The sequence below is a fragment of the Sulfitobacter sp. OXR-159 genome (assembly GCF_034377145.1).
GTDB lineage: Bacteria > Pseudomonadota > Alphaproteobacteria > Rhodobacterales > Rhodobacteraceae > Sulfitobacter.
The window spans coordinates 1901756-1923023 of record NZ_CP139707.1; the positions used below are offsets into that span (position 1 = coordinate 1901756).

General features: G+C 60.6%; 15 protein-coding genes, 1 tRNA gene and 1 pseudogene. 5 read left to right on the forward strand and 12 right to left on the reverse strand.

Annotated elements, in window-relative coordinates; genetic code table 11:
• Positions 1-349 precede the first annotated feature (349 nt).
• Positions 350-1705, reverse strand: a complete 1356-nt coding sequence (locus tag T8A63_RS09790; protein WP_006473457.1) for an IS1380-like element IS1247 family transposase — start codon at positions 1703-1705, stop codon at positions 350-352.
• Between the two features lie 274 nt (positions 1706-1979).
• Positions 1980-3002, reverse strand: a pseudogene (locus T8A63_RS09795) (IS110 family transposase).
• Between the two features lie 322 nt (positions 3003-3324).
• Between T8A63_RS09795 and T8A63_RS09800 the strand changes: the two are divergent.
• Positions 3325-4425 carry an alpha-hydroxy acid oxidase gene (locus T8A63_RS09800; RefSeq protein WP_322343660.1) on the forward strand — a complete coding sequence of 367 codons (1101 nt, stop codon included), beginning with the start codon at positions 3325-3327 and terminating at the stop codon, positions 4423-4425.
• On the opposite strand, the gene T8A63_RS09805 is transcribed toward T8A63_RS09800, so the two are convergent.
• From T8A63_RS09805 to pdxH, 10 genes are all read right to left on the reverse strand, one after another.
• Positions 4410-5255 (reverse strand): energy transducer TonB, encoded by an 846-nt coding sequence (locus T8A63_RS09805; protein ID WP_322343661.1) that lies wholly within the window; start codon positions 5253-5255, stop codon positions 4410-4412. The two genes, T8A63_RS09800 and T8A63_RS09805, sit on opposite strands and share 16 nt — an antisense overlap.
• A complete protein-coding gene (gene exbD / locus T8A63_RS09810; protein ID WP_322343662.1) occupies positions 5252-5710 on the reverse strand; it encodes a TonB system transport protein ExbD in 459 nt (152 codons plus the stop codon). The genes T8A63_RS09805 and exbD overlap by 4 nt, the downstream gene beginning before the upstream one ends.
• Before the next feature lie 5 nt (positions 5711-5715).
• Positions 5716-6561 (reverse strand): tonB-system energizer ExbB, encoded by an 846-nt coding sequence (gene exbB / locus T8A63_RS09815; protein WP_322343663.1) that lies wholly within the window; start codon positions 6559-6561, stop codon positions 5716-5718.
• Between the two features lie 3 nt (positions 6562-6564).
• Positions 6565-7248, reverse strand: coding sequence for a Fe2+-dependent dioxygenase (locus tag T8A63_RS09820; RefSeq protein WP_322343664.1), 684 nt, complete (start codon positions 7246-7248; stop codon positions 6565-6567).
• A gap of 61 nt (positions 7249-7309) precedes the next feature.
• Positions 7310-9703, reverse strand: a complete 2394-nt coding sequence (locus T8A63_RS09825) for a TonB-dependent receptor (RefSeq protein WP_322343665.1) — start codon at positions 9701-9703, stop codon at positions 7310-7312.
• Between the two features lie 656 nt (positions 9704-10359).
• Positions 10360-14016 carry a vitamin B12-dependent ribonucleotide reductase gene (locus T8A63_RS09830; protein WP_322343666.1) on the reverse strand — a complete coding sequence of 1219 codons (3657 nt, stop codon included), beginning with the start codon at positions 14014-14016 and terminating at the stop codon, positions 10360-10362.
• 695 nt (positions 14017-14711) lie between these two features.
• Positions 14712-14788: transfer RNA gene (locus T8A63_RS09835), tRNA-Pro, on the reverse strand.
• Between the two features lie 77 nt (positions 14789-14865).
• A complete protein-coding gene (locus T8A63_RS09840; RefSeq protein ID WP_322343667.1) occupies positions 14866-15372 on the reverse strand; it encodes a DUF192 domain-containing protein in 507 nt (168 codons plus the stop codon).
• On the reverse strand, positions 15348-15896 hold the full coding sequence (locus tag T8A63_RS09845) for a cold shock domain-containing protein (protein ID WP_322343668.1): 549 nt from the start codon (positions 15894-15896) through the stop codon (positions 15348-15350). Before T8A63_RS09845 ends, T8A63_RS09840 begins: the two co-directional genes overlap by 25 nt.
• 20 nt (positions 15897-15916) lie before the next feature.
• Positions 15917-16522 (reverse strand): pyridoxamine 5'-phosphate oxidase, encoded by a 606-nt coding sequence (gene pdxH, locus T8A63_RS09850; RefSeq protein ID WP_067935587.1) that lies wholly within the window; start codon positions 16520-16522, stop codon positions 15917-15919.
• Positions 16523-16760: 238 nt separating this feature from the next.
• On the opposite strand from pdxH, the gene fabI reads away from it, so the two are divergent.
• Genes fabI through T8A63_RS09870 form a run of 4 tightly spaced genes read left to right on the forward strand, consistent with a single transcriptional unit; the run spans position 16761 to position 21258 of the window.
• The gene (gene fabI / locus T8A63_RS09855) at positions 16761-17567 is read left to right on the forward strand and encodes an enoyl-ACP reductase FabI (protein WP_322343669.1); all 807 of its coding nucleotides are present in this window, start codon (positions 16761-16763) and stop codon (positions 17565-17567) included.
• A 54-nt stretch (positions 17568-17621) separates the two neighbouring features.
• Positions 17622-18155 carry a xanthine phosphoribosyltransferase gene (gene gpt, locus T8A63_RS09860; protein ID WP_067629419.1) on the forward strand — a complete coding sequence of 178 codons (534 nt, stop codon included), beginning with the start codon at positions 17622-17624 and terminating at the stop codon, positions 18153-18155.
• A gap of 46 nt (positions 18156-18201) precedes the next feature.
• On the forward strand, positions 18202-19383 hold the full coding sequence (locus tag T8A63_RS09865) for an aminotransferase (RefSeq protein WP_322343670.1): 1182 nt from the start codon (positions 18202-18204) through the stop codon (positions 19381-19383).
• Positions 19384-19413: 30 nt separating this feature from the next.
• Positions 19414-21258 carry a peptidyl-prolyl cis-trans isomerase gene (locus T8A63_RS09870; RefSeq protein ID WP_322343671.1) on the forward strand — a complete coding sequence of 615 codons (1845 nt, stop codon included), beginning with the start codon at positions 19414-19416 and terminating at the stop codon, positions 21256-21258.
• Positions 21259-21268: the final 10 nt, after the last annotated feature.

Here is a 21268-nt window from a genome sequence, read left to right on the forward strand (position 1 = left end):
TGTCAGAAGCAGTCAGCCCGTATAAGTAATTTGGGAACGTCGAATTCGGCGCGGAAACGCGATTAAGACAAATAGGGATCTTTTTTGAGTGACCTTGCGTCAAGGTTCGCAGGGGCCATGCAAATGAACCTGCATTCCCCAGGTGGCGTGTCGTTTGAGGTGAAGATCGCCTGTATCCGATCGCTAGACAAGGATTTTCTGCCGCAAGCGGCACCTGCGGTCGCGCAGACTGCTGGATCTGGACGGATCAGACCGCGAAGCCGCTGTTTCCTTGCCCAGGGGCGGCGTTTTTCAGCGCAGCGGACAGATCTGTCCAGCCGCTTTCGTTCAGTTTGAGCGTGGATCGCGATCATGCGCATAGCGGTGGCGCTCGCAATCGGCGGATAGCGGCGAGGATGGCGCGTACCATCGTGCCGGTGACAGCGACCTCGGCCAGCTGGAAGGTGATGGTGCGGGCGTGACGGACCACACGTGCCCCGATCTTGATCAGCTTCAGTTGCAGGCTGGTCAACGACCAGTCGGCCATGGCTTCGGGCAGCTCGATGCAGCGCAAGAAGGTGGCCAGGTTGTACGCCAGGGCGTGCAGTTGCAGCCGCACCTCATTGTCGCGGAACTTCCGGCACGACAGCCGCGTCCAGCGAAAGGCGTATTTGCCCTCTTTGATGTGCTGCTCGGCGGTGCCGCGCTGGTTGTAGAACCGCACCACCCAGTCCGGCTCCATCGGCAGGTTGGTGACGATGAAGCCGACACGCGGGAACAGTTCGCCCGGATGCCATTCGATCTTGGCGATCACCCGGCGTTCCTTGTCCCAGGACGCCGCCTGATACTCGAATTCCTCGAAGAACCGCTTGACCTTGGTCAGTGACGGCCGCCCGACAGGGCGCGTTAGCCGATGCGCGATCTTGTCCTTGAGGACCGCGTTTGCGGGCAGCCGGATGGCGTAGAAGAACCGCGCTTCTTCCAATCGCTCATAGATCGCCGGGATCGCGTAGGCAGCATCGGCCCGGAAGAACCTGCCACCAAGGTCGCGCTCCGCGTAGCGCGCAATGACGGGGTCGAGAACATCACGCCAGCCATCGGCGCTGTGGACGTTGCCATGGCGCAGGGCGCAGCGTTCCAGCATCCCGAACTGGTTGAACAGAAAGTTGGGGTGATAGCAGCTACAGTCGAAATGGCCATTCCAGGCGGACCCTTCCTGGTCGCCATGGGTCGGGCTGACCGAGCTGTCCATGTCCAGAACGATGTACTTCAGCCCGTTACGGTCATGGAACCGGTCGATCCATTGCCCGTTCAGGTCGGCCAGCGCGGCACGGTTCCCGGCCAGAGCCAGCGTCTCGGTCTCGAACCGTCCCATCTGCGATGCCGAGGCCGCTTGTGCATCGACCGCTCTGCCGCCGACAACTTGGCGCATGACCGGATCGCAGGCGAGACGGTTGGCGTCGTTGACATCCTCGTATCCGGCCAGCCGCCCAAAGACTGATTGCCGGAACAGGCCGTCGAGCCGATGGACCGTGTTCTTGCCAGAGCGAGTATCGCGCAGCGCCGCTGACGCCAAATCGGACAACCCGAGCGCGTCATCAAGCTCGCGCATCACCAGAAGGCCGCCGTCGGAACTGAGCTGCGTGCCGCGAAATTCCAGCCGCACGCGAGGGTCGAAATCCACCCGATCTGCCCGTTGCAAGCCCGCACCCTCTGGGTGATCCATGAAACGCGCCCCTCGCAGCCTTCAACACCATGTTTTATATAGGAAATATAATGGTCAGGACAGCGAAATCAGCGCCTTACTTGGGAAATGTGGGGTCATGTGTCCGGCCTGTTTGCGCGGTTTTGACCGCTGGCCCTGATGGGTTCCGCAAACCAAGTTCCTATCAGCTTTACGGGCTATTATGCCCGCGCCATTCGGCGGAGTGTCTTGGCTTTGGCGGCAGACTTATGCACCATCATCTCGCGGATCTTGCTAACTCGTTGTTCCTTTCGTCTCAGGCTACAGTGCGTGGGCTGTAGGGTTCGTTGCGGGTAAGCACTGCCCAGACGATCCGGGCGGTCTTGTTGGCCATGGCGACGGTTGCGACACGCGCAGGTTTGCGTTCAAGCAAGGATGTAAGCCATTTGCTGGCTCGCTCGGGATGGGATCGTGTTTGTCGAACGAGTGATGTCATGCCAACGACAAGCAATGATCGCAGATACTGGTCACCCATCTTGGTGATCCGCCCCAGCTTCTCTTTACCGCCGCTGGATTTGTTGGCAGGCGTTAAACCCAGCCATGCTGCGAACTCCCGGCCGTTTTTGAATTGGTGACCATCTCCAATGCTGGCGATGATCGCAGAAGCCGTCACCGCGCCGACGCCGGGTATAGTGCGCAGCAAACGGACACGCGCATCTTCTTTGGCCACTTGTTTGAGGCGCTCTTCATACCATCGGACCTGCTTATGCAGAGCCATGAGCTGTTCTGACAGGTTGCGGATCACCTCGTTGGCGATGTCTGGCAAGTCGAGCACTTCACCAAGAGTGATGTCCTCAGCAAATCCAATCACACGGGCCAGCCCTTTAGGAATGAAGATGCCGAACTCCGCGACCAGACCACGCAGATTGTTGATGAGTTGCGTTCTTTGGCGCACCAAAAGGTCACGCGCCCGATGTAGCGACAACAGGGATTACTGCTCGACTGTTTTGGTCGCAACAAACCGCATGGTGGGTCGGGTCACTGCCTCGCAAATTGCTTCGGCGTCAATGGCATCAGACTTACCGCGTTTGACATATGGCTTCACATACATCGGCGGAATCAGCCGAACCTCGTGACCAAGAGCTGTCAGTTCACGGGCCCAATGATGCGCACTGCTGCACGACTCCATGCCAATCAGGCACGGATCCAGTTTTGCAAAGAACGGCAGAAATTGCGTTCGTCGCAGCGGCTTGTTGAACACGACTTCTTCGCTCGCGGTGATCCCATGGACCTGGAAAACGTTCTTGGCCAGATCAACGCCGATTGTGGTAACTTGCATGGGGTGGCTCCTCTCATAAGCAGATTTTGACAACTGCACTATGGCGCATTGCGACGCCGGTTGAAGCAGGAGCCATCCACCCCATCAGCTTTGGTAAGGGATGCGCAGCGGCGTGAGGCGGTTTGAGCGAAATGGTACAGCGCGGGCGGGGCGCGCGGCGGCGCAGGTTCATGACAAAACCGATGTTGGGAATTTTCATCCTCTGAGCCGATCAGGCCAGCATTGGGTTTTACCCAGCATCCAATTGCGGTAAATAGCGCCTGTCCGCCGAAGCTTAGGCTTTGGCGGCTTACAGGGTCGGGCGTTGCATGGAGCCGGAACATTGAGTTTTACAGCGCCTGATCCAGACCAATTGCCCTGCACATTGAACGATTATTACAGCCGTGCACGCGCAGGGATGAGCCCGCGCAACCGCGCGTATTTCTTGGCCGGTGCCGGGGATGGGCAGACTGCTTCAGCCAATGAAACCGCTTTTCAGCAGGCTGAGGTCACGCCACGGATGTTGCGCGATCTGCGGGGCGGGTCGACAGAGGTGTCGCTGCTGGGACAAAAGCTTGTTGCGCCCTTTCTGATTGCGCCCTTTGCCTATCACCGACTGCTGCATGACGCAGGCGAGAGCGCAACCGCCCGCGCGGCCGAGGCCCAGTCGATCAAGATGGTGCTGAGCGCGCAGAGCAGCGAACCGCTCGACAGGGTGCGCAGAAGCGGCCCCGGCAGTGACTGGTTTCAGCTGCACTGGATGGGGAGCAGAGAGGCCACGCAAGCGCTTGCGCAGATGGCACTGGACGCGGGTTTCACCAGATTGATCCTGACCATTGATGCGCCCGTCCAAGGGGTGCGGGACCGCGAAATCGAGGCGCAGTTTCAGCTGCCGCCCGATGTCAGCGCGGTCAATCTCGCGCGGTTCACGCCGCCTGCCTTCACGCCGCGTGAAGACGCGCAGTCGATCATTTTTGACCACATCGCCGAGACCCTGCCCACATGGGCTGATGTCGCTTGGCTGATCGAGACGGTAGAGGCTCCGCTGCTGCTGAAAGGCATCCTGCATCCAGAGGATGCAGCGCAGGCGCAGAGGATCGGCGCGGCGGGCGTCATCGTGTCAAACCATGGTGGCCGGGTGCTGGACCGCGCGCCCTCAACGCTAAGCGCCCTGCCCGCCATAGTTGCCAAGGTCGGACCGGATTACCCTGTGTTGATGGACGGAGGCATCCGGCGCGGGGTCGATATCCTGATCGCGCTGGCCCTCGGGGCAAAGGCCGTTTTGATCGGGCGGCCCATCGCCTGCGGATTGGCGGTGGCTGGCGATCTGGGGGTCAGCCATGTGTTGCGCTTGCTGCGCGACGAGTTGGAAATCGCTATGTTGCTAAGCGGCTGCGCAACGGTGCAAGACATAGAGCGCGATATGGTTCACCTGAAACTATAACGCAGCGGGATGATCAGCGTGAATTCGTCGCCTTTCAGATAGCTGGGCGGCGTGGGCATCTTTTCCAGCGTCTTGACCGTCTGCACGGCCGCCATGTCGAGGATTTCTGAACCCGAGGATTGCGCCACCTCAGCCGCGATCAGCGCCCCGTAACGGTCCAGCGTGAAGCGCACCTGCACCTCGCCTTCGATCCGGTCGCTGCGCGCCTTGGCCGGATAGGTTTTGGCACCGCTGATCAACAACACGATGCTTTTCTGCCAGTCGCGGATCTCTTCCGTCTGTTCGGCGGTCAGCCCTTCACTTTCGGCCTTGGCGGTTTCCGCTTCCGTGTCTGCCTCAACCCCGGCGACAGACTGCTCAGAGGCCTGCCGCGCTTCGGCGCCGATCTGGCTTTCCGCGTCGATTTGCTCGGGGTCCTGCTCGGCGGCGATCTCTTCGGCCACCTCCTCCGTCTCGGCTTCGGGCTCGGGGGCGGCCACGCCGAATTTCAAGCTCTCGTCCTCAACGTCATAGGGTATCTGACTTAGAATTGGCTGTTCGGCGGCCTTGGCGGCCTCCAAGACTTCAGGACTTTCGGTTACCGTCGGCGCATCCTGGGCCTCGATCTGCGCCACGCTGTCTTCTTGCAAGGCGGAGGGGGCCGCGATGATATCCGACAGATCGAACATCACCGCGCCGGTAATCCCCTCTGTCTTGGGCTCGGCGGGTTCTGCGGCGGGGGGCTGATCCAGCAGCAAGACGGGAAGCCCTGCATGCAGCGCACCGCTTAGGGCGATCGCGACGCCCCAGAAAACGGGCCTGACGCTGCGCGAGGCGTAGGTCAGGCTCACTGCGCCGCCTCCGGCTGTGGTGTGGCTGCCTCTTCTACATTTTCATCCAGTCCGACCAGCCCGACCTTCAGAAACCCGTCTGCGCGCAGGATGTTCATCACCCGCATGAACTCACCATAGGGCACCGATTTATCTGCGCGGATGAAGATCCGCGTGTCGCGTTTTTGCAAGGTAGCGATGCCGACGTCGATATAAAGCCTGTCGTGCGTCGTGGCCGTCTCGCCCACCGAAAGGGCGAGGTCTTCAGTGATGGTGATGAAAACCGGCTCGGCGGGGCGCTCCGGGGCTTCGGCGACCGCTACGGGCAGTTCCACCGGGATGTCGACCGTCGACAGCGGGACCGCGATCATGAAGATGATCAGCAGAACCAACATGACATCGATAAAGGGGGTGACGTTGATCTCGCTGTTTTCGCTGAGATCGCCATCGTCGTCACCGCGCAGCCGCGCACCCACGCCGCCTACTCCGCCGCCGGGGCTGAAACGGACCCCAGATGGTAGGCGGGTCGTGCCCCTGCCATCTCATCATCGGCAAGGTCCAGATCGCGGGACAAGGTCCGCTCGACCAGCGCGCCCGCATCGGCCAGCATCACCTTATAGCCCCCCAAGCCCCGCGCGAGGATGTTGTAGAAAATCACCGCAGGGATCGCCGCGACAAGGCCGATGGCCGTGGCTAACAACGCCTCGGCAATGCCCGGCGCGACGATGGCCAGATTGGTGGTGTTGCTTTCTGAGATCGAGATGAAGCTGTTCATGATCCCCCAAACGGTGCCGAACAGCCCAACAAAGGGTGCAACCGAGCCGACATTGGCCAAGACCCCTGCCCCCAGCCCCATGCGCCGGGCGGCCCCGGCCTCAATCCGCGCGATTTCCGACCCCGCGCGTTCCTTGATCCCAGCTTTGATCCCGGACTTCATCCCGGCACTGGCGCCCGAGGCTGCGCGCTCACGCTCGGCTGCGCGCACCATCTGCCCCATGACGCCTTTGCGTTTGGCGAAACGCGCACGCGCCGCAACCAGCGAGCCTGCCTTGTCCAGATCGCGATACCGGCGGCGCAGCACGCCGCGTTCCCATCGCAGGATCATCACCCGTGCGACAAAGATCACCCAGACCAGAACTGAGGCAAAGAGCAGCGACAGCATGACGCCTTTGACAACCCAATCGGCCGCCATGAACATGCCAAGGGGCGACATCTCGTCATGCTCGGCCTGCTCAAGCAGCGTGGTCACCGTCTCAAGATCGAAAGCGGCGGCGGGGGCTGCGGCGATACAAAGGGCAGCAGCGGGAAAAACCAGAGAAAGCTTCATCGTTTAAGTCTCGGCCCATGTGCGAATAAGGTTGTGATAGATGCCGGTCAGACGCACCGTTTCGGGATCATTTGCCCCGATGCTGTCGCTGAGCGCCTGAATGGATTGATCCAGATCGAACAGGATGCGGCGGTTCGCGTCAGAGCGGATCATGCTTTGCAGCCAGAAAAAGGACGACACACGCGCCCCTCGGGTCACGGGGGTGACCTCATGCAGGCTGGTGGCCGGATAGAGGATCATATCCCCCGCAGGCAGTTTCACGGTCTGGCGGCCATAGTGATCCTCGATCACCAATTCGCCGCCGTCGTAGTCTTCTGGCTCGCTGAGAAATAGCGTCATCGACAGATCGGTGCGCAGCCGTTCCTGGGTCAGCGGGTTCACCCGAATGGCATTGTCGATATGCGCCCCAAAGGTTTCGGCCTGCGCGTATTTGTTGAACATCGGCGGCAGGATTCTTGCGGGCAGCGCGGCAGACAGAAACAGCGGATCACTGGTCAGCTTTTGCAAGATGAACTTGCCCAATGTTTGCGCCGTGTCCGAGGTTGGCGGCAATTGTTGATTGCGTTTGACCTCTCGTGATTGCGCGCCTGCGGTCTTGGCTCCGTCCTCCCAATCTGCTGCATCAAGATGCGCGCGGACCTGTTTGACGTCGTCTTTGCTCAGGATCGAAGGGATCGTGATCAGCATATCATACCTCTTGCTGTCAGCGGGCAACCCCAGAAGGGCTGCCCGCCTTGATGGCTGCGGTTTAGAACTTCATTTCCAGAGAGAAGGAAACTTCACGGCCCGGCGCGACATAGGTGAATGGCGTGCCCGAACGGTAGGCAGCGTCATAGACCGTTTCATCCGCGACATTGGTGACGGCCATCTTCAACATGGTGTTGTCGGCGACTTCGTATTCACCCAGCAAGTCAAAGGTAAAGGCGTCGGGAATGGACCGGCCATTGGCGGCCACGCTGCCCAGATCAATCGCACCTTGATAGTTCACACGCCCGCCCAGCATCAAACGATCCGTCACCTGATAGGTGGCCAACAAGTTCAACTGCTCATGTGCGACATTTGCCACCGACAGACCGATGTTGTCGCTGTCGGCACTGCGCAAGACTTCGCTGTCCATGAAGTTGGCGCCGCCGAAAAGGCTCAGCCGTTCGGTCACCTTGCCCGCAACGCCGAGTTCAAGACCCCGCATGCGGTACTTCAGCGTGTCGGAGGTGACGGTCGCACCGCGTGGCCCAATATCCTCACGCGCTTGGTCCTTAGTGGTTTGATAGAGCGCCGCGGTGAACAGAAGGTTCGGCGTGAAGCTGTATTTCGCACCGATTTCCAGCGAGGTATTCTCTTCGGGTGCAAGCCCTGACCCGTTATCATCCAGCCCGCCGAAAAAACCGCCGCCCGCTTCCAGTTCCTGCCCCGCAGGGTTGGTCGAAGTAGCCGCCGCTGCATAGATGTTCAGACGGTCGGTAAAGGCATAGGTCGCCCCCAAGTTCCAGTTCAGCATGACATCATCGCGCGACAGCTCATAGGCATCTTCGCCGGTGCCGCCACTGCGGGCGATGTCATACATGTCCACCCGCAGCCCGCCGTTGACCTTCAGGCGGTTCGACAGGGTCACGGTATCCAGCGCATAGAGGGAGGTGGTCTTGACAGTCGTTTCCGTAAGGTCCGTTCCCAATACGGGTTCTTCGCCGCTCCAGCAGCCTTCCCCGATGGGATCGGGATTGACGGCGCTGACGGTGCAGCCGCGTTGGCCAGCCGGTGGCTCGTAATCCTCGCTGGAAAGGTTCGAGTAGCTCAACTTCTCAATCTCTTCGCGCGAGGTGGCAAGACCGAGCACATAAGAATGCGACGCGCCGGCGAATTGGGCGGCCCCGCTCAGTTCCAGAACATTGGCAAGCACATCGGTTTGCTGGTTCCAGCTTTTGAAGCTGAGCCCGACTTCCCAATCCTCGGGATTGGTGGAATCATTGTCGATCAGGCTGCTTGGTGCTGTCAAAACATAGTCGTTGGTCGACCGTGCCGCGCGGAATGTGTTGGTCAGCGTCATGCCGTTGTCAAAGGCATAGGTTGCCTTGGCCGTGGCCACCGTCTCTTCGACAGTCTGGAAATCGCGGCCCGGCACCCCGTAAAAAGTATCCCGGTCGATGCCGTATTCTGTGACCGGACCGACCAGGCCCAGGTCTTCGTTGTTGACGTAGGGCACCCCCCAATCGGGCGTCTGCTCGATCTTGGTGTAGCTCAGGTTGCCTTCCAGGGTCAGCGCATCGGTCGCCGCGAATTTCAGCGCCAATGCAGCACCTCGGCGGTCATCGGTGATCTCATCGCGTCCAGCCACTTCGCCATCTTGCAGCATTCCGTTGAAACGCAGTTGTAGGCGGTCGTTGATGACCTTGTTGGTGTCGATGGTCTGACGCAGGGTGGTCGCGTCGGTGACAGTGGTCACCGTTTTGGTGAAATCAACATCCTGCGGGCTTTTGGAGATCACATCGATCGCGCCGCCCGTGGTCCCGCGCCCGCCGACTGTGCCCGCCGGGCCCTTGGTGACTTCGACCTGCTCGGTGCTGAACGTCTCGGCGACACCGGTGCCGGGGCTGCGGATGCCATCGGTATAGGTGTCGTTATTGGCTTTGAACCCGCGGATATAGATGTTGTCCCCAAAGGAGTTCCCGCCCTCGCCGAAGCCAAGCGAAATGCCCGGTGTCGACCGCGCCAACTCACGCACGCTGGTTGTGCCGGTGGTTTCCAAGACCTCTTGGGTGATCGCTGTCACCGTGCGCGGATTGTCTTTCAGCGGGCCGGGCATCCGACTGTTGGCAAGCGTATTGGCTTTGAATGGGGCGTCTTGATCAACGTAAGAACTGCCACCTGCCGCCGCTTTTGCGGCAGCGCGGGCCTGCGCATCGGCCAGTTCCTGCGCTTGGCGTTCCGCGGCTTCCTCGGCGGCGCAGACGGGGGTGCCCGCCAATGCAGCTGTGCAGACCGTGGGTTCCGCGGCACGCGGCTGGGCCGCTCGGCGTGGCGCTGGCTGGGCGGCGCGCGGCGCAGGCTTTACCGCCGGCTGGGGGGTTGGCTCTTCGGTCGTCTCGACTTCGACTGTTGGCAGGATGATCAGATCACTGTCCTGCGCGGCGCCGGGTGTGGCCATGCAAGCCATGGCCAAGGAGGCTCCGAAGCCCCCGAACACCAGCTGAGAATGCCGGTGAATTTTGTCTGTGCAGTTTTGGGTGTCGTTGGTACGGCGCATAAGTCCCTCGCGGAGAAGATTTTTTCTTGCTGACCGCGCTTCCAACGGCTGGCTATTTGAATGGGCCACCGCTTAATCTGAGTATTTTAGTAAGTAAAGATATTAATCCTATTAAAATAGTCAAGTATAGCGCCGTGTTGTGAAGCTACACCACTCTGGTAGCGGCGTTTGCGCCCGGGCGCGGGCAGTGAAAGATTTCATGACTGAGGCTGGATGGGCGGTGAAAGCGGCTGGGCTCTTGCGTGGTGGCAGCCTGCGTCTTCGCGATTCGGGCGGGGGCGCATCGAACCGGTGCCCCCAAGAACAAGCGGAAGTCTGGTTCACAGAGGGTGTTTTCGGCGTCGCGCAGCGCCTCTGCAGACCGCGATCAGTGAGACCGCCACGTGATTTCGTATCTTCGACATCGGAAAGCGCAAAACGTCTGAACCAGTGGGTACAGCACCCCGACATAAATAAAGCTCCAGACCCAAAGGACCTGAAGCTTTGACTTTTTAAATTGCGAGCACTTAGGCACCCTCGGGCTTCAAAACCCTCGCAAATGAGCGCCACAACCCCGTTTAGCTACAGCCGCTCGTGCCGCCGCAGGTGTTGCACTTCATGCAGGTGCCGTTGCGAACCAGCGTGTAGTTGCCGCATTCGCCGCAGGCTTCGCCTTCGTAGCCCTGCATCTTGGCCTTGGCCCGCGCATCAAGGCTGACCCCGCCGGAACTGACAGCAGTGGAGGATTTCACCGCCAAGGCTATGTCACCGCTGCCGCTGATCTGTGGCGTGAGGCCCTGCAGGCCCGCATCTGCGTCCGCGCTCTGCCCGCCTTGCAGCACCACAAGATCTTGCGGCAGGCGGTTGCGCAGATACCCGGACGAGCTGATTTGCTTGAGCACCTCAAGCGATTTATTCGCCGCCTTCTCACTCAACTCGCTCACATTGCCAAGGTTCTCTTCCTCACCTCGACCCAGATCGTCAAAGGTCGCGCCTTCAGGCTTCACATGCGCCAGATCGGTCCGGTCGAGGTAGGACACGGCGAGTTCGCGGAACACATAGTCAAGGATCGAAGTCGCCTGTTTGATGCTGTCGTTGCCCTGCACCATGCCCGCGGGCTCGAATTTGGTGAAGGTGAAGGCGTCGACGAACTCCTCCAGCGGCACGCCGTATTGCAGGCCCACGGAAACCGCGATGGCGAAGTTGTTCATCATCGCCCGGAAACCCGCGCCTTCCTTGTGCATGTCGATGAAGATTTCACCCAGCTTGCCATCTTCGTATTCGCCGGTGCGCAGATAGACCTTATGCCCGCCGACATTCGCCTTCTGGGTATAGCCCTTGCGGCGCTGCGGCATCTTCTCGCGGTGCGATTTGATGATCTCTTTGACGATCACCTTTTCGACGATCTTCTCGGCCAACACGGCGGCTTTCTCATGCGCGTTGCCGCTTTCCAGCGTTTCGGCGGCGTCATCGTCGTCTTCGACCAGCGCGGCCGCCAGCGGCTGGCTCAGCTTTGAACCGTCGCGGTAAAGCGCATTGGCTTTGATCCCCAAGGACCAGCTTAGCTCATAGGCCTTTTGGCAGTCCTCGATGGTGGCGTCATTCGGCATGTTGATCGTCTTGGAGATCGCCCCCGAGATGAAGCTCTGAGCCGCCGCCATCATATGGATGTGGCTGTTGACCGACAGATAGCGTTTGCCTTTCTTGCCGCAGGGGTTGGCACAATCGAAGATGCCGTAATGCTCGGCCTTGAGGTGCGGCGCGCCCTCCAGCGTCATGGTGCCGCAGACGTGGTCATTGGCCGCTTCGATATCCGCCTTGCTGAAACCGAGGGAGCGGAGCAGATCGAAGGTCGGGTCGTTCAGCTTTTCGGTCGGGATGCCCAGCACCTGCGTGCAGAACGCCTCGCCCAGCGTCCATTGGTTAAACACGAAACGGATATCAAATGCCTGCTTCAGCGCGGCATCCACCTTGGCCAACTCATTCGCGCCAAAGCCGTGGCCCGCCAGCGTGGTATGGTTGATCGCAGGCGCGTTGCCGATGGTGCCGTGGCCCACGGCGTAGCTGACGATCTCTTCGATCTGGGCCGACCCGTAGCCGAGTTTCTCAAGCGCTGCGGGCACGGATTGGTTGATGATCTTAAAGTACCCGCCCCCGGCGAGTTTCTTGAACTTCACCAGCGCGAAGTCAGGCTCAATCCCCGTGGTGTCGCAGTCCATCACAAGACCGATGGTGCCCGTGGGCGCGATGACAGAGGTCTGGGCGTTGCGGTAGCCATGCACCTCACCCAGTTTCAGCGCCTCGTCCCAGCAGGATTTGGCGATGTCGACCAACCCAGCCTGTGGGCAATTGCCATGATCCAGCGGTACTGGCGTGACCGAAAGCTGCTCATAGCCATCCGCCTTGCCATAGGCGGCGGTGCGGTGGTTGCGGATGACGCGCAGCATATGCTCAGCATTCTTGGCATAGCCCGGAAAGGCCCCCAGTTCGCCCGCCATTTCCGCCGACGTTGCATAGGCCACGCCGGTCATGATCGCGGTCAACGCCCCGCCAAGGGCACGGCCCTCGTCACTGTCGTAGGAATAGCCCATGTTCATCAGCAGCCCGCCGATGTTCGCATAGCCAAGCCCCAGCGTGCGGAAGTCATAAGACCGCTGCGCGATTTCTTTGGAGGGGAACTGCGCCATCATCACGCTGATCTCAAGCGTCACGGTCCACAGACGCGAGGCATGCATGTAATCCTCGACCTGAAAAACGCCGTCCTTGAGGAAGGTTAGCAGGTTCATCGACGCCAAGTTGCAGGCCGTGTCGTCAAGGAACATGTATTCCGAACAGGGGTTCGAGCCGCGGATCGCACCGTCTTCGGGGCAAGTGTGCCAGTCGTTCACCGTGTCGTGGTACTGGATCCCCGGATCGGCGCAGGCCCATGCGGCATGGCCGACCTGATCCCAAAGATCGCGGGCCCGGATGGTTTTCACCACACGGTTCTCGGTGCGGCTGATCAATTCCCAATCGGCGTCCTTTTCCACCGCCTTGAGGAAGGCGTTGGTGACCCGGATCGAGTTGTTGGAGTTCTGGCCCGAGACCGAGTTGTAGGCCTCAGAGTCCCAATCAGTGTCATAGGTCGGGAATTCGATGCCGGTGTGGCCCTGTTTGGCATAATCCAGCACGCGCTTGACGTAGGTCTCGGGGATCGCGACCTTTTTGGCCTCGCGGATCGCGGCCTTCAGCTGGTCGTTCTTGGCCGGGTCGTAGGCATCCGCCTCGGCACCGTCCCATGCCTTGATCGCGTCGAACAACAGGTTCAGCTTCTGCTCATGCATTTTGGAGCCAGCGACGATGCTCGCCACCTTTTGTTCTTCGAGCACCTTCCAGTTGATGAAATCTTCGATATCGGGGTGGTCGGCGTCGACGATCACCATCTTCGCCGCGCGACGGGTGGTGCCGCCGGATTTGATGGCGCCAGCGGCGCGGTCCCCGATCTTGAGGAACCCCATCAAACCCGACGACTTACCGCCGCCCGACAGCTTCTCGCCCTCTCCGCGGAGCGATGAAAAGTTGGTGCCCGTGCCTGAACCGTATTTGAAAAGCCGCGCCTCACGAACCCAGAGGTCCATGATACCGCCGTCGCCTACCAGATCGTCGGCAACCGACTGGATAAAGCAGGCATGGGGCTGCGGGTGCTCATAGGAAGACTTCGAACGGGTCAGTTTCCCGGTTTTAAAGTCGACGTAGTAATGCCCCTGCGCCGGGCCATCGATGCCGTAGGCCCAATGCAACCCGGTGTTAAACCATTGCGGGCTATTGGGGGCCGCGCGCTGGCTGGCCAACATGTGGCGCATTTCGTCGTAATAGGCGCGGGCGTCTTCTTCGGTCGAGAAATAACCGCCCTTCCAGCCCCAATAGGCCCAAGCGCCCGCCAGACGGTCAAAGACCTGCTTGGAAGAGGTCTCTCCTCCCATCTCGGCGCCCTCGGCGGGGACCGAGCGCCAGAGAAACTCCGGCACGCCCTTTTCTTTGACGCGGCGCGTGGCGCTTGGCACGCCCGCTTTGCGGAAATACTTCTGCGCGATCACGTCGCTTGCGACCTGGCTCCAGGATTTCGGGACTTCGACGTTGTCGAGCTTGAACACCACCGAACCGTCAGGGTTGCGGATCTCTGACACCGTGGTGACAAAGTCCAAATCCGCATAGGTGTCCTGCCCGGCTTTGGTGAAATTCCGTTCAATCTTCATCGTCGCTGCCCTTTTCCATACTTTTAAATCCTAAGCCGACCCGCTCTAAGCAGACCGTCTCCCCCCGTTTGTTGGCAGTTTGGACAGAGCTTCGCCGTGCCACCTGCTGACGCGAGCGGCTGGATCCCCATTGAAACACTGGTTCTTGTATTCTGTCCCCACTGCCAAAGCGCCGGCTGCGTTACACACAACATCTTGTGGCGCTCTACTTGACCCCCACAAACTGACGTAGATAGACCTAATCGGTCAACGGTTTTTTTACGTTTTATTTCGGGCAAGTCAGTTGACCGATATGCCGCTATTTGCCCCATCCGCCCGCGAGGTGATTCAGCCTCAGGATATCCCCAAAGATACCCGCAAGCCCGATGCAGCGCTGAATTCCAAATAATCCATTGCCCCGGCAGAGTTAGGGGCGGTGCTTGAGGGATTGGTCGAATTCATCCACAGGCCGAGACGCCCGAGAGAGCATCAGGCCCGCCGAAGCTGGCCACATATCGCCGCGGAAGGGGTCCAGCGCCCCTGCCCGTCAGCTCAATGCAAAACCGCGACAGAATCATCACGGTCTTCGCAGGCATTGGCGTAAATCTGCCAAAGCACAGGCGGCAGACACTATATCTTGTGCAGAATGGAAATATTCCAGCCGATACAGCCCCTAGATCGCTAAGGACTGAGATAATCTCAAGACTGGAAGAAAGTGGTCGGAGCGAGAGGATTCGAACCTCCGACCCCCTGTACCCAAAACAGGTGCGCTACCAGGCTGCGCCACGCTCCGACTGGGGCTTCTTTAGCCATAAGCCCGCCGATTGAAAAGCCCCGATTGACCTTAAACTCAGAAAAACGACGAAGTCTTTAGCAAGGCCAGGCCGGGGTGTTCCCAGCAAAGGCTGGATGGCGGATTTCGCTGCCTTCGGTGATGCCCAGACGTTTCGCCAAACCGCCATTAATCTCCAAGACCGACAGCAGATCATCCCCGCCAAGAATCGGTGTCTCGTCCAGTGGTTTGGCGGAGTGGTGAATTTTCTGCACCACGCCCCTATCGTCGATGAACAGCAGGTCGAGCGGGATCAGCGTGTTGCGCATCCAAAAGCTCAGCGGCTGGGGGGTCTCATAGACAAAGAGCATCCCCGCACTCAGCGGCAGAGAGCGTCGGTGCATCAGCCCCTTGGCCCGCTCCGCCGTGTCATCCGCCACTTCGACGGAGAACCGCGCCTTGCCCCAGTCGCCCCGCAGGCTCACGCTATCGGCGCGACAGACCTCGGCCAGCGCCGCACCGGTCAGCAGCAGGCTGGCTAGCGCCGCCCCTGCAATATGCCCTGTCAGATGTTGGACCTTCAGCCGTCTATCACCGCGTCCCATGAACTTACCTCCGCCGCCAGATGGCCCCGATCGCCAACAATCACCCGCATGGCAAGCGCTTCGCCCGGTTGCAAATCACAAAGTCCGGATTGGCGCAGTACATCGATATGCAGAAACACATCTTCCGCGCAGCCAAAGACATTTGCAAACCCAAAACCCTTGGCCTTGTCGAACCATTTCACACGGGCGGGCTCGAACTCGGCGGCGGCAAGTTGATCGGGATCAAATCCTGCGAATTCGACCACGGCGGCGGGCGGCTCACTGGGGGGCGTGACGGCGAGCACCTCGACCGCCTGCGCGCCGCGATCGGTCTGCTGCACCCGCACCGTCACCCGCGCCCCATCAGCGACAGAGCTTTGGCCGAAATTGCGCAGGACATTGACGTGCAATAATATGTCGGCCCCGCCCGCATCGGCCACGACAAAGCCGAAGCCTTTGAGCGGATCGAACCATTTGACCACGCCCTCAAGGGGATCGTTTAGCCCCGGCATTTCTGCCGATTGGGTATCAGACACATCTTTCATCGCTAATCCGTGCCGTCCTATCAAGGATTGAGCCGTGTGACGGCCCAAGGCGCTGCGGCATCCGCGCGGCGCCATTGAAAACGGTCATGCAGGCGGAATTCGCCATCTGCCCAGAATTCGATTTCCAGCGGGGTGATCCGGTAGCCGCCCCAGAACGGCGGACGTTTGGGGTTCACCCCCTGCTGTGCGGTCACCTTGGCGACTTCGGCCATCAACGCCCCGCGCCCCGACAGAGGCCGCGATTGGCGCGAGGCCCAAGCCCCCAAACGGCTCTTGAGCGAGCGTGATGCGTAGTAGTCATCGGCCTTTGGCCCGTCTTCGCGGCTGATCAACCCGCGCACCCGCACCTGACGGCGCAGCGATTTCCAATGCATGACAAAAGCCGCCTTGCCCGCGCCATCCAGTTCTTGAGCCTTTTGGCTTTCGTAATTGGTGTAAAAGACAAAGGCGTCCGGTTCGATCTCTTTCAACAGCACCATGCGGGCGTTTGGCAGCCCTTGCGAATCTACCGTGCTCAGCGCGATGGCGTTGGGGTCATTCGGCTCACTCGCCTCTGCTTCGGAAAGCCAACGCTGCGCAATCGCAAAGGGATCATCCCCCGCAAATATACCAGTCCGCGTTTCCATTCGGCATCCCCTCCTAGAGTGTTCGAGCCCGTAACCGGTTCTTCGCCGGAGTCTGAGTTATTCGCTAAGACATTTGTTAACGATCGGCAACTCAAAGGACAACCTTACCCGATTTCCGTCAGTTAGCCGCCGATCTTATGGCAAATCACGGGGGTGAAGCCGCCTGTGCAGTCTTGATGGCCGCGCTGCAATCGCCTAGACCAAGACAACCTAAACGGAACATAGACAAGGCGGCGGAATGGGAAACGAATTGATGCGGGGCAAGCGCGGGCTCATCATGGGTCTGGCGAATGACAAATCCATCGCATGGGGCGTGGCCAAAACGCTGGCCGATGCAGGGGCGGAACTTGCCTTTTCCTACCAAGGTGATGCGCTCAAGAAACGTGTGGGGCCTTTGGCCGAGCAGCTTGGCAGCGACATCGTTCTGCCCTGCGACGTGGGCGATGAAGCCTCAATCGACGCGATGTTTGATGGGCTGAAAGAACGCTGGGACGGGCTTGATTTCATCGTTCACGCCATCGGCTTTTCCGACAAGGGGGAACTGCGGGGCCGCTATGTTGATACCAGCCGTGGTAACTTCACAATGTCGATGGACATCTCGGTATATTCCTTCACCGCCGTGATGCAGCGCGCGGAAAAGATGATGTCGCCCGGTGCCAGCGCCCTGACGCTGACCTACTACGGTGCCGAGAAGGTCATGCCGCATTATAATGTCATGGGTGTGGCCAAGGCCGCACTTGAGGCGTCGGTCAAATACTTGGCAGAAGACCTTGGCAAGGACGGCATCCGCGTCAACGCGATCTCTGCCGGGCCGATTAAGACGCTGGCGGCCTCCGGCATCGGTGATTTCCGCTACATCATGAAGTGGAACGAATACAACTCGCCCCTGCGCCGCAATGTCACGACCGAAGATGTCGGCAAGGCCGCCCTCTTCCTGCTGTCGGATCTGGGCAGCGGCACCACGGGAGAGAACTTGCATGTCGACGCGGGCTATCACGTTGTCGGCATGAAGGCGGTTGACGCGCCCGACATGTCCAAGGAATAAGCCGCCCAAATTAATTCGCGCGGGTGCCCGCGCTAGCTGCTGCAAAGGACCATCATGACCAAATCCAAGGACGCCTCGCGCCTGCCCCATGAAAAGGGCTTTCACATCTCCTGGGATCAGATCCACCGTGACAGCCGTGCGCTGGCGTGGCGGCTCGATGGGCTTGGTCCCGACGATGGCGCGTGGCGTGCCGTGGTGGCGATCACCCGCGGCGGCATGGCCCCCGCGATGATCGTCGCGCGGGAACTCGACATCCGTACCGTCGATACGATCTCGGTCATGTCCTACCATTCGGGCGGCGGCGCCGCCGACCAGCGCCGCGAGGCCAAGGTGCTGAAATCCCCTGACGCCGAGATGATGGGCGATGGCACCGGCATTTTAATCGTCGATGATCTGGTCGACAGTGGCAAGACCATTGAACTGGTGCGCGAGCTTTATCCCAACGCCCATTTCGCCACCGTCTATGCCAAGCCCGAAGGCGAGCCGCAGGTCGATACATTCATCACCGGCGTGAGCCAGGACACATGGATCTTCTTTCCGTGGGACATGGCCCTGCAATATGTCGAGCCCTACCGCGGCAAGGACTGACCGGCCCCGCGCCACCTGCCCTGCCCCTATCTGACCGGATACACCCATGACGCTTCCGCGCACCGCCACCACTTTCTTCCCTCCGGTGATGGAGGCGCGGCGCTGGCTGGATGGCGTGACATTCACCGATGACCGTCCGCTGATCAACGTAAGCCAAGCCGCCCCCGTCGATCCGCCCCCCGAGGGGCTGCGCCGGGCGATGGCCGAGGTCACGCTGAACAACGATGAGGCGCATCTCTATGGCCCCGTGCTGGGCTTGCCGGAACTGCGCGCCGAACTGGCGCGGCAGACGGCAGAGAAATACGCGGGCGTGGTGACCGACGAACAGGTCTGTATCACCTCGGGGTGCAACCAAGCCTTTGCCGCCGCCATTGCCACGCTCTGCGGCGAAGGCGATGAGGTGATCATCCCGACGCCTTGGTACTTCAACCACAAAATGTGGCTCGACATGAGCGGGGTCACCGCCGTGCCGCTGCCTGTCGAAGCCGACATGCTGCCCGACCCCGACAAGGCCGCAGCCGCCATCACCCCGCGTACCCGCGCCATCGCGCTGGTCACGCCGAACAACCCCGGCGGCGTGGAGTATCCCGCCGCCCTCGTGCAGGAATTCTTTGACCTCGCCCGCCGTCACGGCATCGCGCTGATCCTCGACGAGACCTACCGCGATTTTCACAGCCGCCCCGGCGCGCCGCATGCGCTGTTCAGTGACCCCGATTGGCACGACACGCTGATCCACCTCTATTCCTTTTCCAAAGCCTACCGCCTGACCGGCCACCGCGTCGGCGCGCTGATCGCCAGCACGGCGCGGCTGGCGGAAGTTGAGAAGTTTCTCGATACCGTGGCCATTTGCCCGGCGCAGATCGGCCAACACGGCGCGCTCTGGGGGATGCAGAACCTTGGCCCGTGGCTGGCAGATGAACGCGAAGAAATCCTTGCGCGCCGCGCCGCGATTGCTGAGCTGATGCCCAAGATCGACCCGCTGGGGTGGGAATTGCTCGGGCTGGGCGGCTATTTCGCCTATCTGCGACATCCCTTTAACCTCTCCTCGGCAGAACTGGCCCCGCAATTGGTGCGCGACGCAGGCGTGCTTTGCCTGCCCGGCACGATGTTCCAGCCCGAGGGAGACGCGCGTGGAGAAAGCCAGTTGCGCATCGCCTTTGCAAACCTCGACACTGCCGGTCTCGAAGTGCTTTTCGACAGGCTTGCAGCCCTGCCACGCAACGCATAGACAGGTCCGAAATTAACGAGGGACCGTGTCATGGCCAAAAAAGGCTTCAGCTTTTCGAAAACCGCCGTCTGGGCCTTGATGGCCCTTCTGATCTTGGGTCTTGGCGGCTTTGGTGCGATCAACCTCAGCGGCAATCTGCGCAGCATCGGCAGTGTCGGGGACAAGTCGATCTCGGTCGATCAATACGCCCGCCAATTGCAGCAGGAAATCCGCGCGATTGAAGCACAAACCGGCGAGAGCCTGTCCTTTGCCCGCGCCCAAGAGATGGGTCTGGACCGCGCTGTTCTGCAACGGATCGTCCGCAACCGCGCGCTGGATCATGAAGCCGACGAAATGGGCCTCTCCATCGGTGATGCAACCCTGCGCGACGAAATCGTGGCCATTTCGGCGTTCCAAGGCATCGACGGCAACTTCGACCGCGAAGGCTATCGCTTCGCCCTTCAGCAAAGCGGCATGAGCGAGGCCGAGTTCGAGCGTTCGATCCGCGAAGAAGCTGCGCGCGGTCTGTTGCAGCGCGCGATCTTGCGCGGCGTCTCAATGCCTGACACCTACGCCCGCACGTTGGTCGACTACGTCGCCGAACAGCGTAGCTTTACTTGGGCCCGCCTCAGCGAGAGTGACCTCGACACCCCCGTGGCCGCGCCGACAGAAGAAGAGCTTCAGGCCTATTACGACGCCAACACCGATGACTTCATGCTGCCCGCCAGCAAAAGCATCACCTATGCATGGCTCCGCCCCGAAGACCTGCTGGACGAGATTGAAGTGCCCGAAGAAGAACTGCGCGCCGAATATGACGCTCGCAGCGATGAATACGACCAGCCCGAGCGTCGCTTGGTTGAACGTTTGGTCTTTGCCAACGAAGAGGCCGCCACGCAGGCCGCAGCAGCGCTCGAAGTTGACGGCACCACCTTTGAGGCGCTGGTCGAAGAGCGCGGCTTGGCTCTGGCGGATGTGGATATGGGCGACGTGGCCAAATCCGATCTCGACGCCGCAGGTGACGCGGTGTTTGGAGCGCAAAGCGGGGATATCGTCGGCCCGCTGCCCACTTCGCTTGGGCCGGCCCTCTTCCGCGTGAACGCGGTTCTGCCTGCACAGAACGTACCTTTCGAAGAGGCCCGTGAGGTGCTGGAAGAGACCCTCGCCATTTCCCGCGCGACCCGCGCCGTCGAAGCCCGCGCACAGGAAATCGACGACCGCCTCGCCGGAGGGGCCACGCTAGAAGATCTGGCCGAGGAAACCAAAATGAACCTCGGCACCATCGACTGGACCCAAGAAAGCAGCGAGGGCATCGCCGCCTATGGCGCGTTCCGTGAGGCAGCGGCAAGCTTAAGCGCCGATGCCTTCCCGCAGATCGACCAGTTGGAAGACGGCGGCGTTTTCGCCATGCGCCTTGATGAGACCAAGCCAGAGCGCCCCGAACCTTTCGAGCAGGCACGCGATGCGGTTGAGACCGCGTGGCGCAATGCCCAGATCGTGGAGGCCCTGACCGCCAAGGCCGAGAACCTGACCGGCACATTGGCCGAAGCGGACGGTTTTGAGGCCGCCGGTCTCACGCCGCAGCTTGGCGAAGGCATGACCCGCAGCTCCTATGTCGACGGCACGCCCGACGATTTTATGGATCAGGTCTTTGACCTCGACGAGGGTGGCGTCGCCGTCCTGCCCGCAGGGGACAGCGTTGTGGTTCTGCGCCTTGATGCCGTGACCCCCGCGGGCGAAGACGACCAGACCCAAGCGCTGATGGACCGTCTGTCACAGCAGTTGGATCAGGCGCTGGCCCAAGGTCTTTTCGATATCTACAGCAATGCCGTCATGCGCGATGCCGATCCCCAGATCGACCAGCGCGCGGTCAGTGCCGTGCATGTGAACTTTCCCTGATAGGCAAATT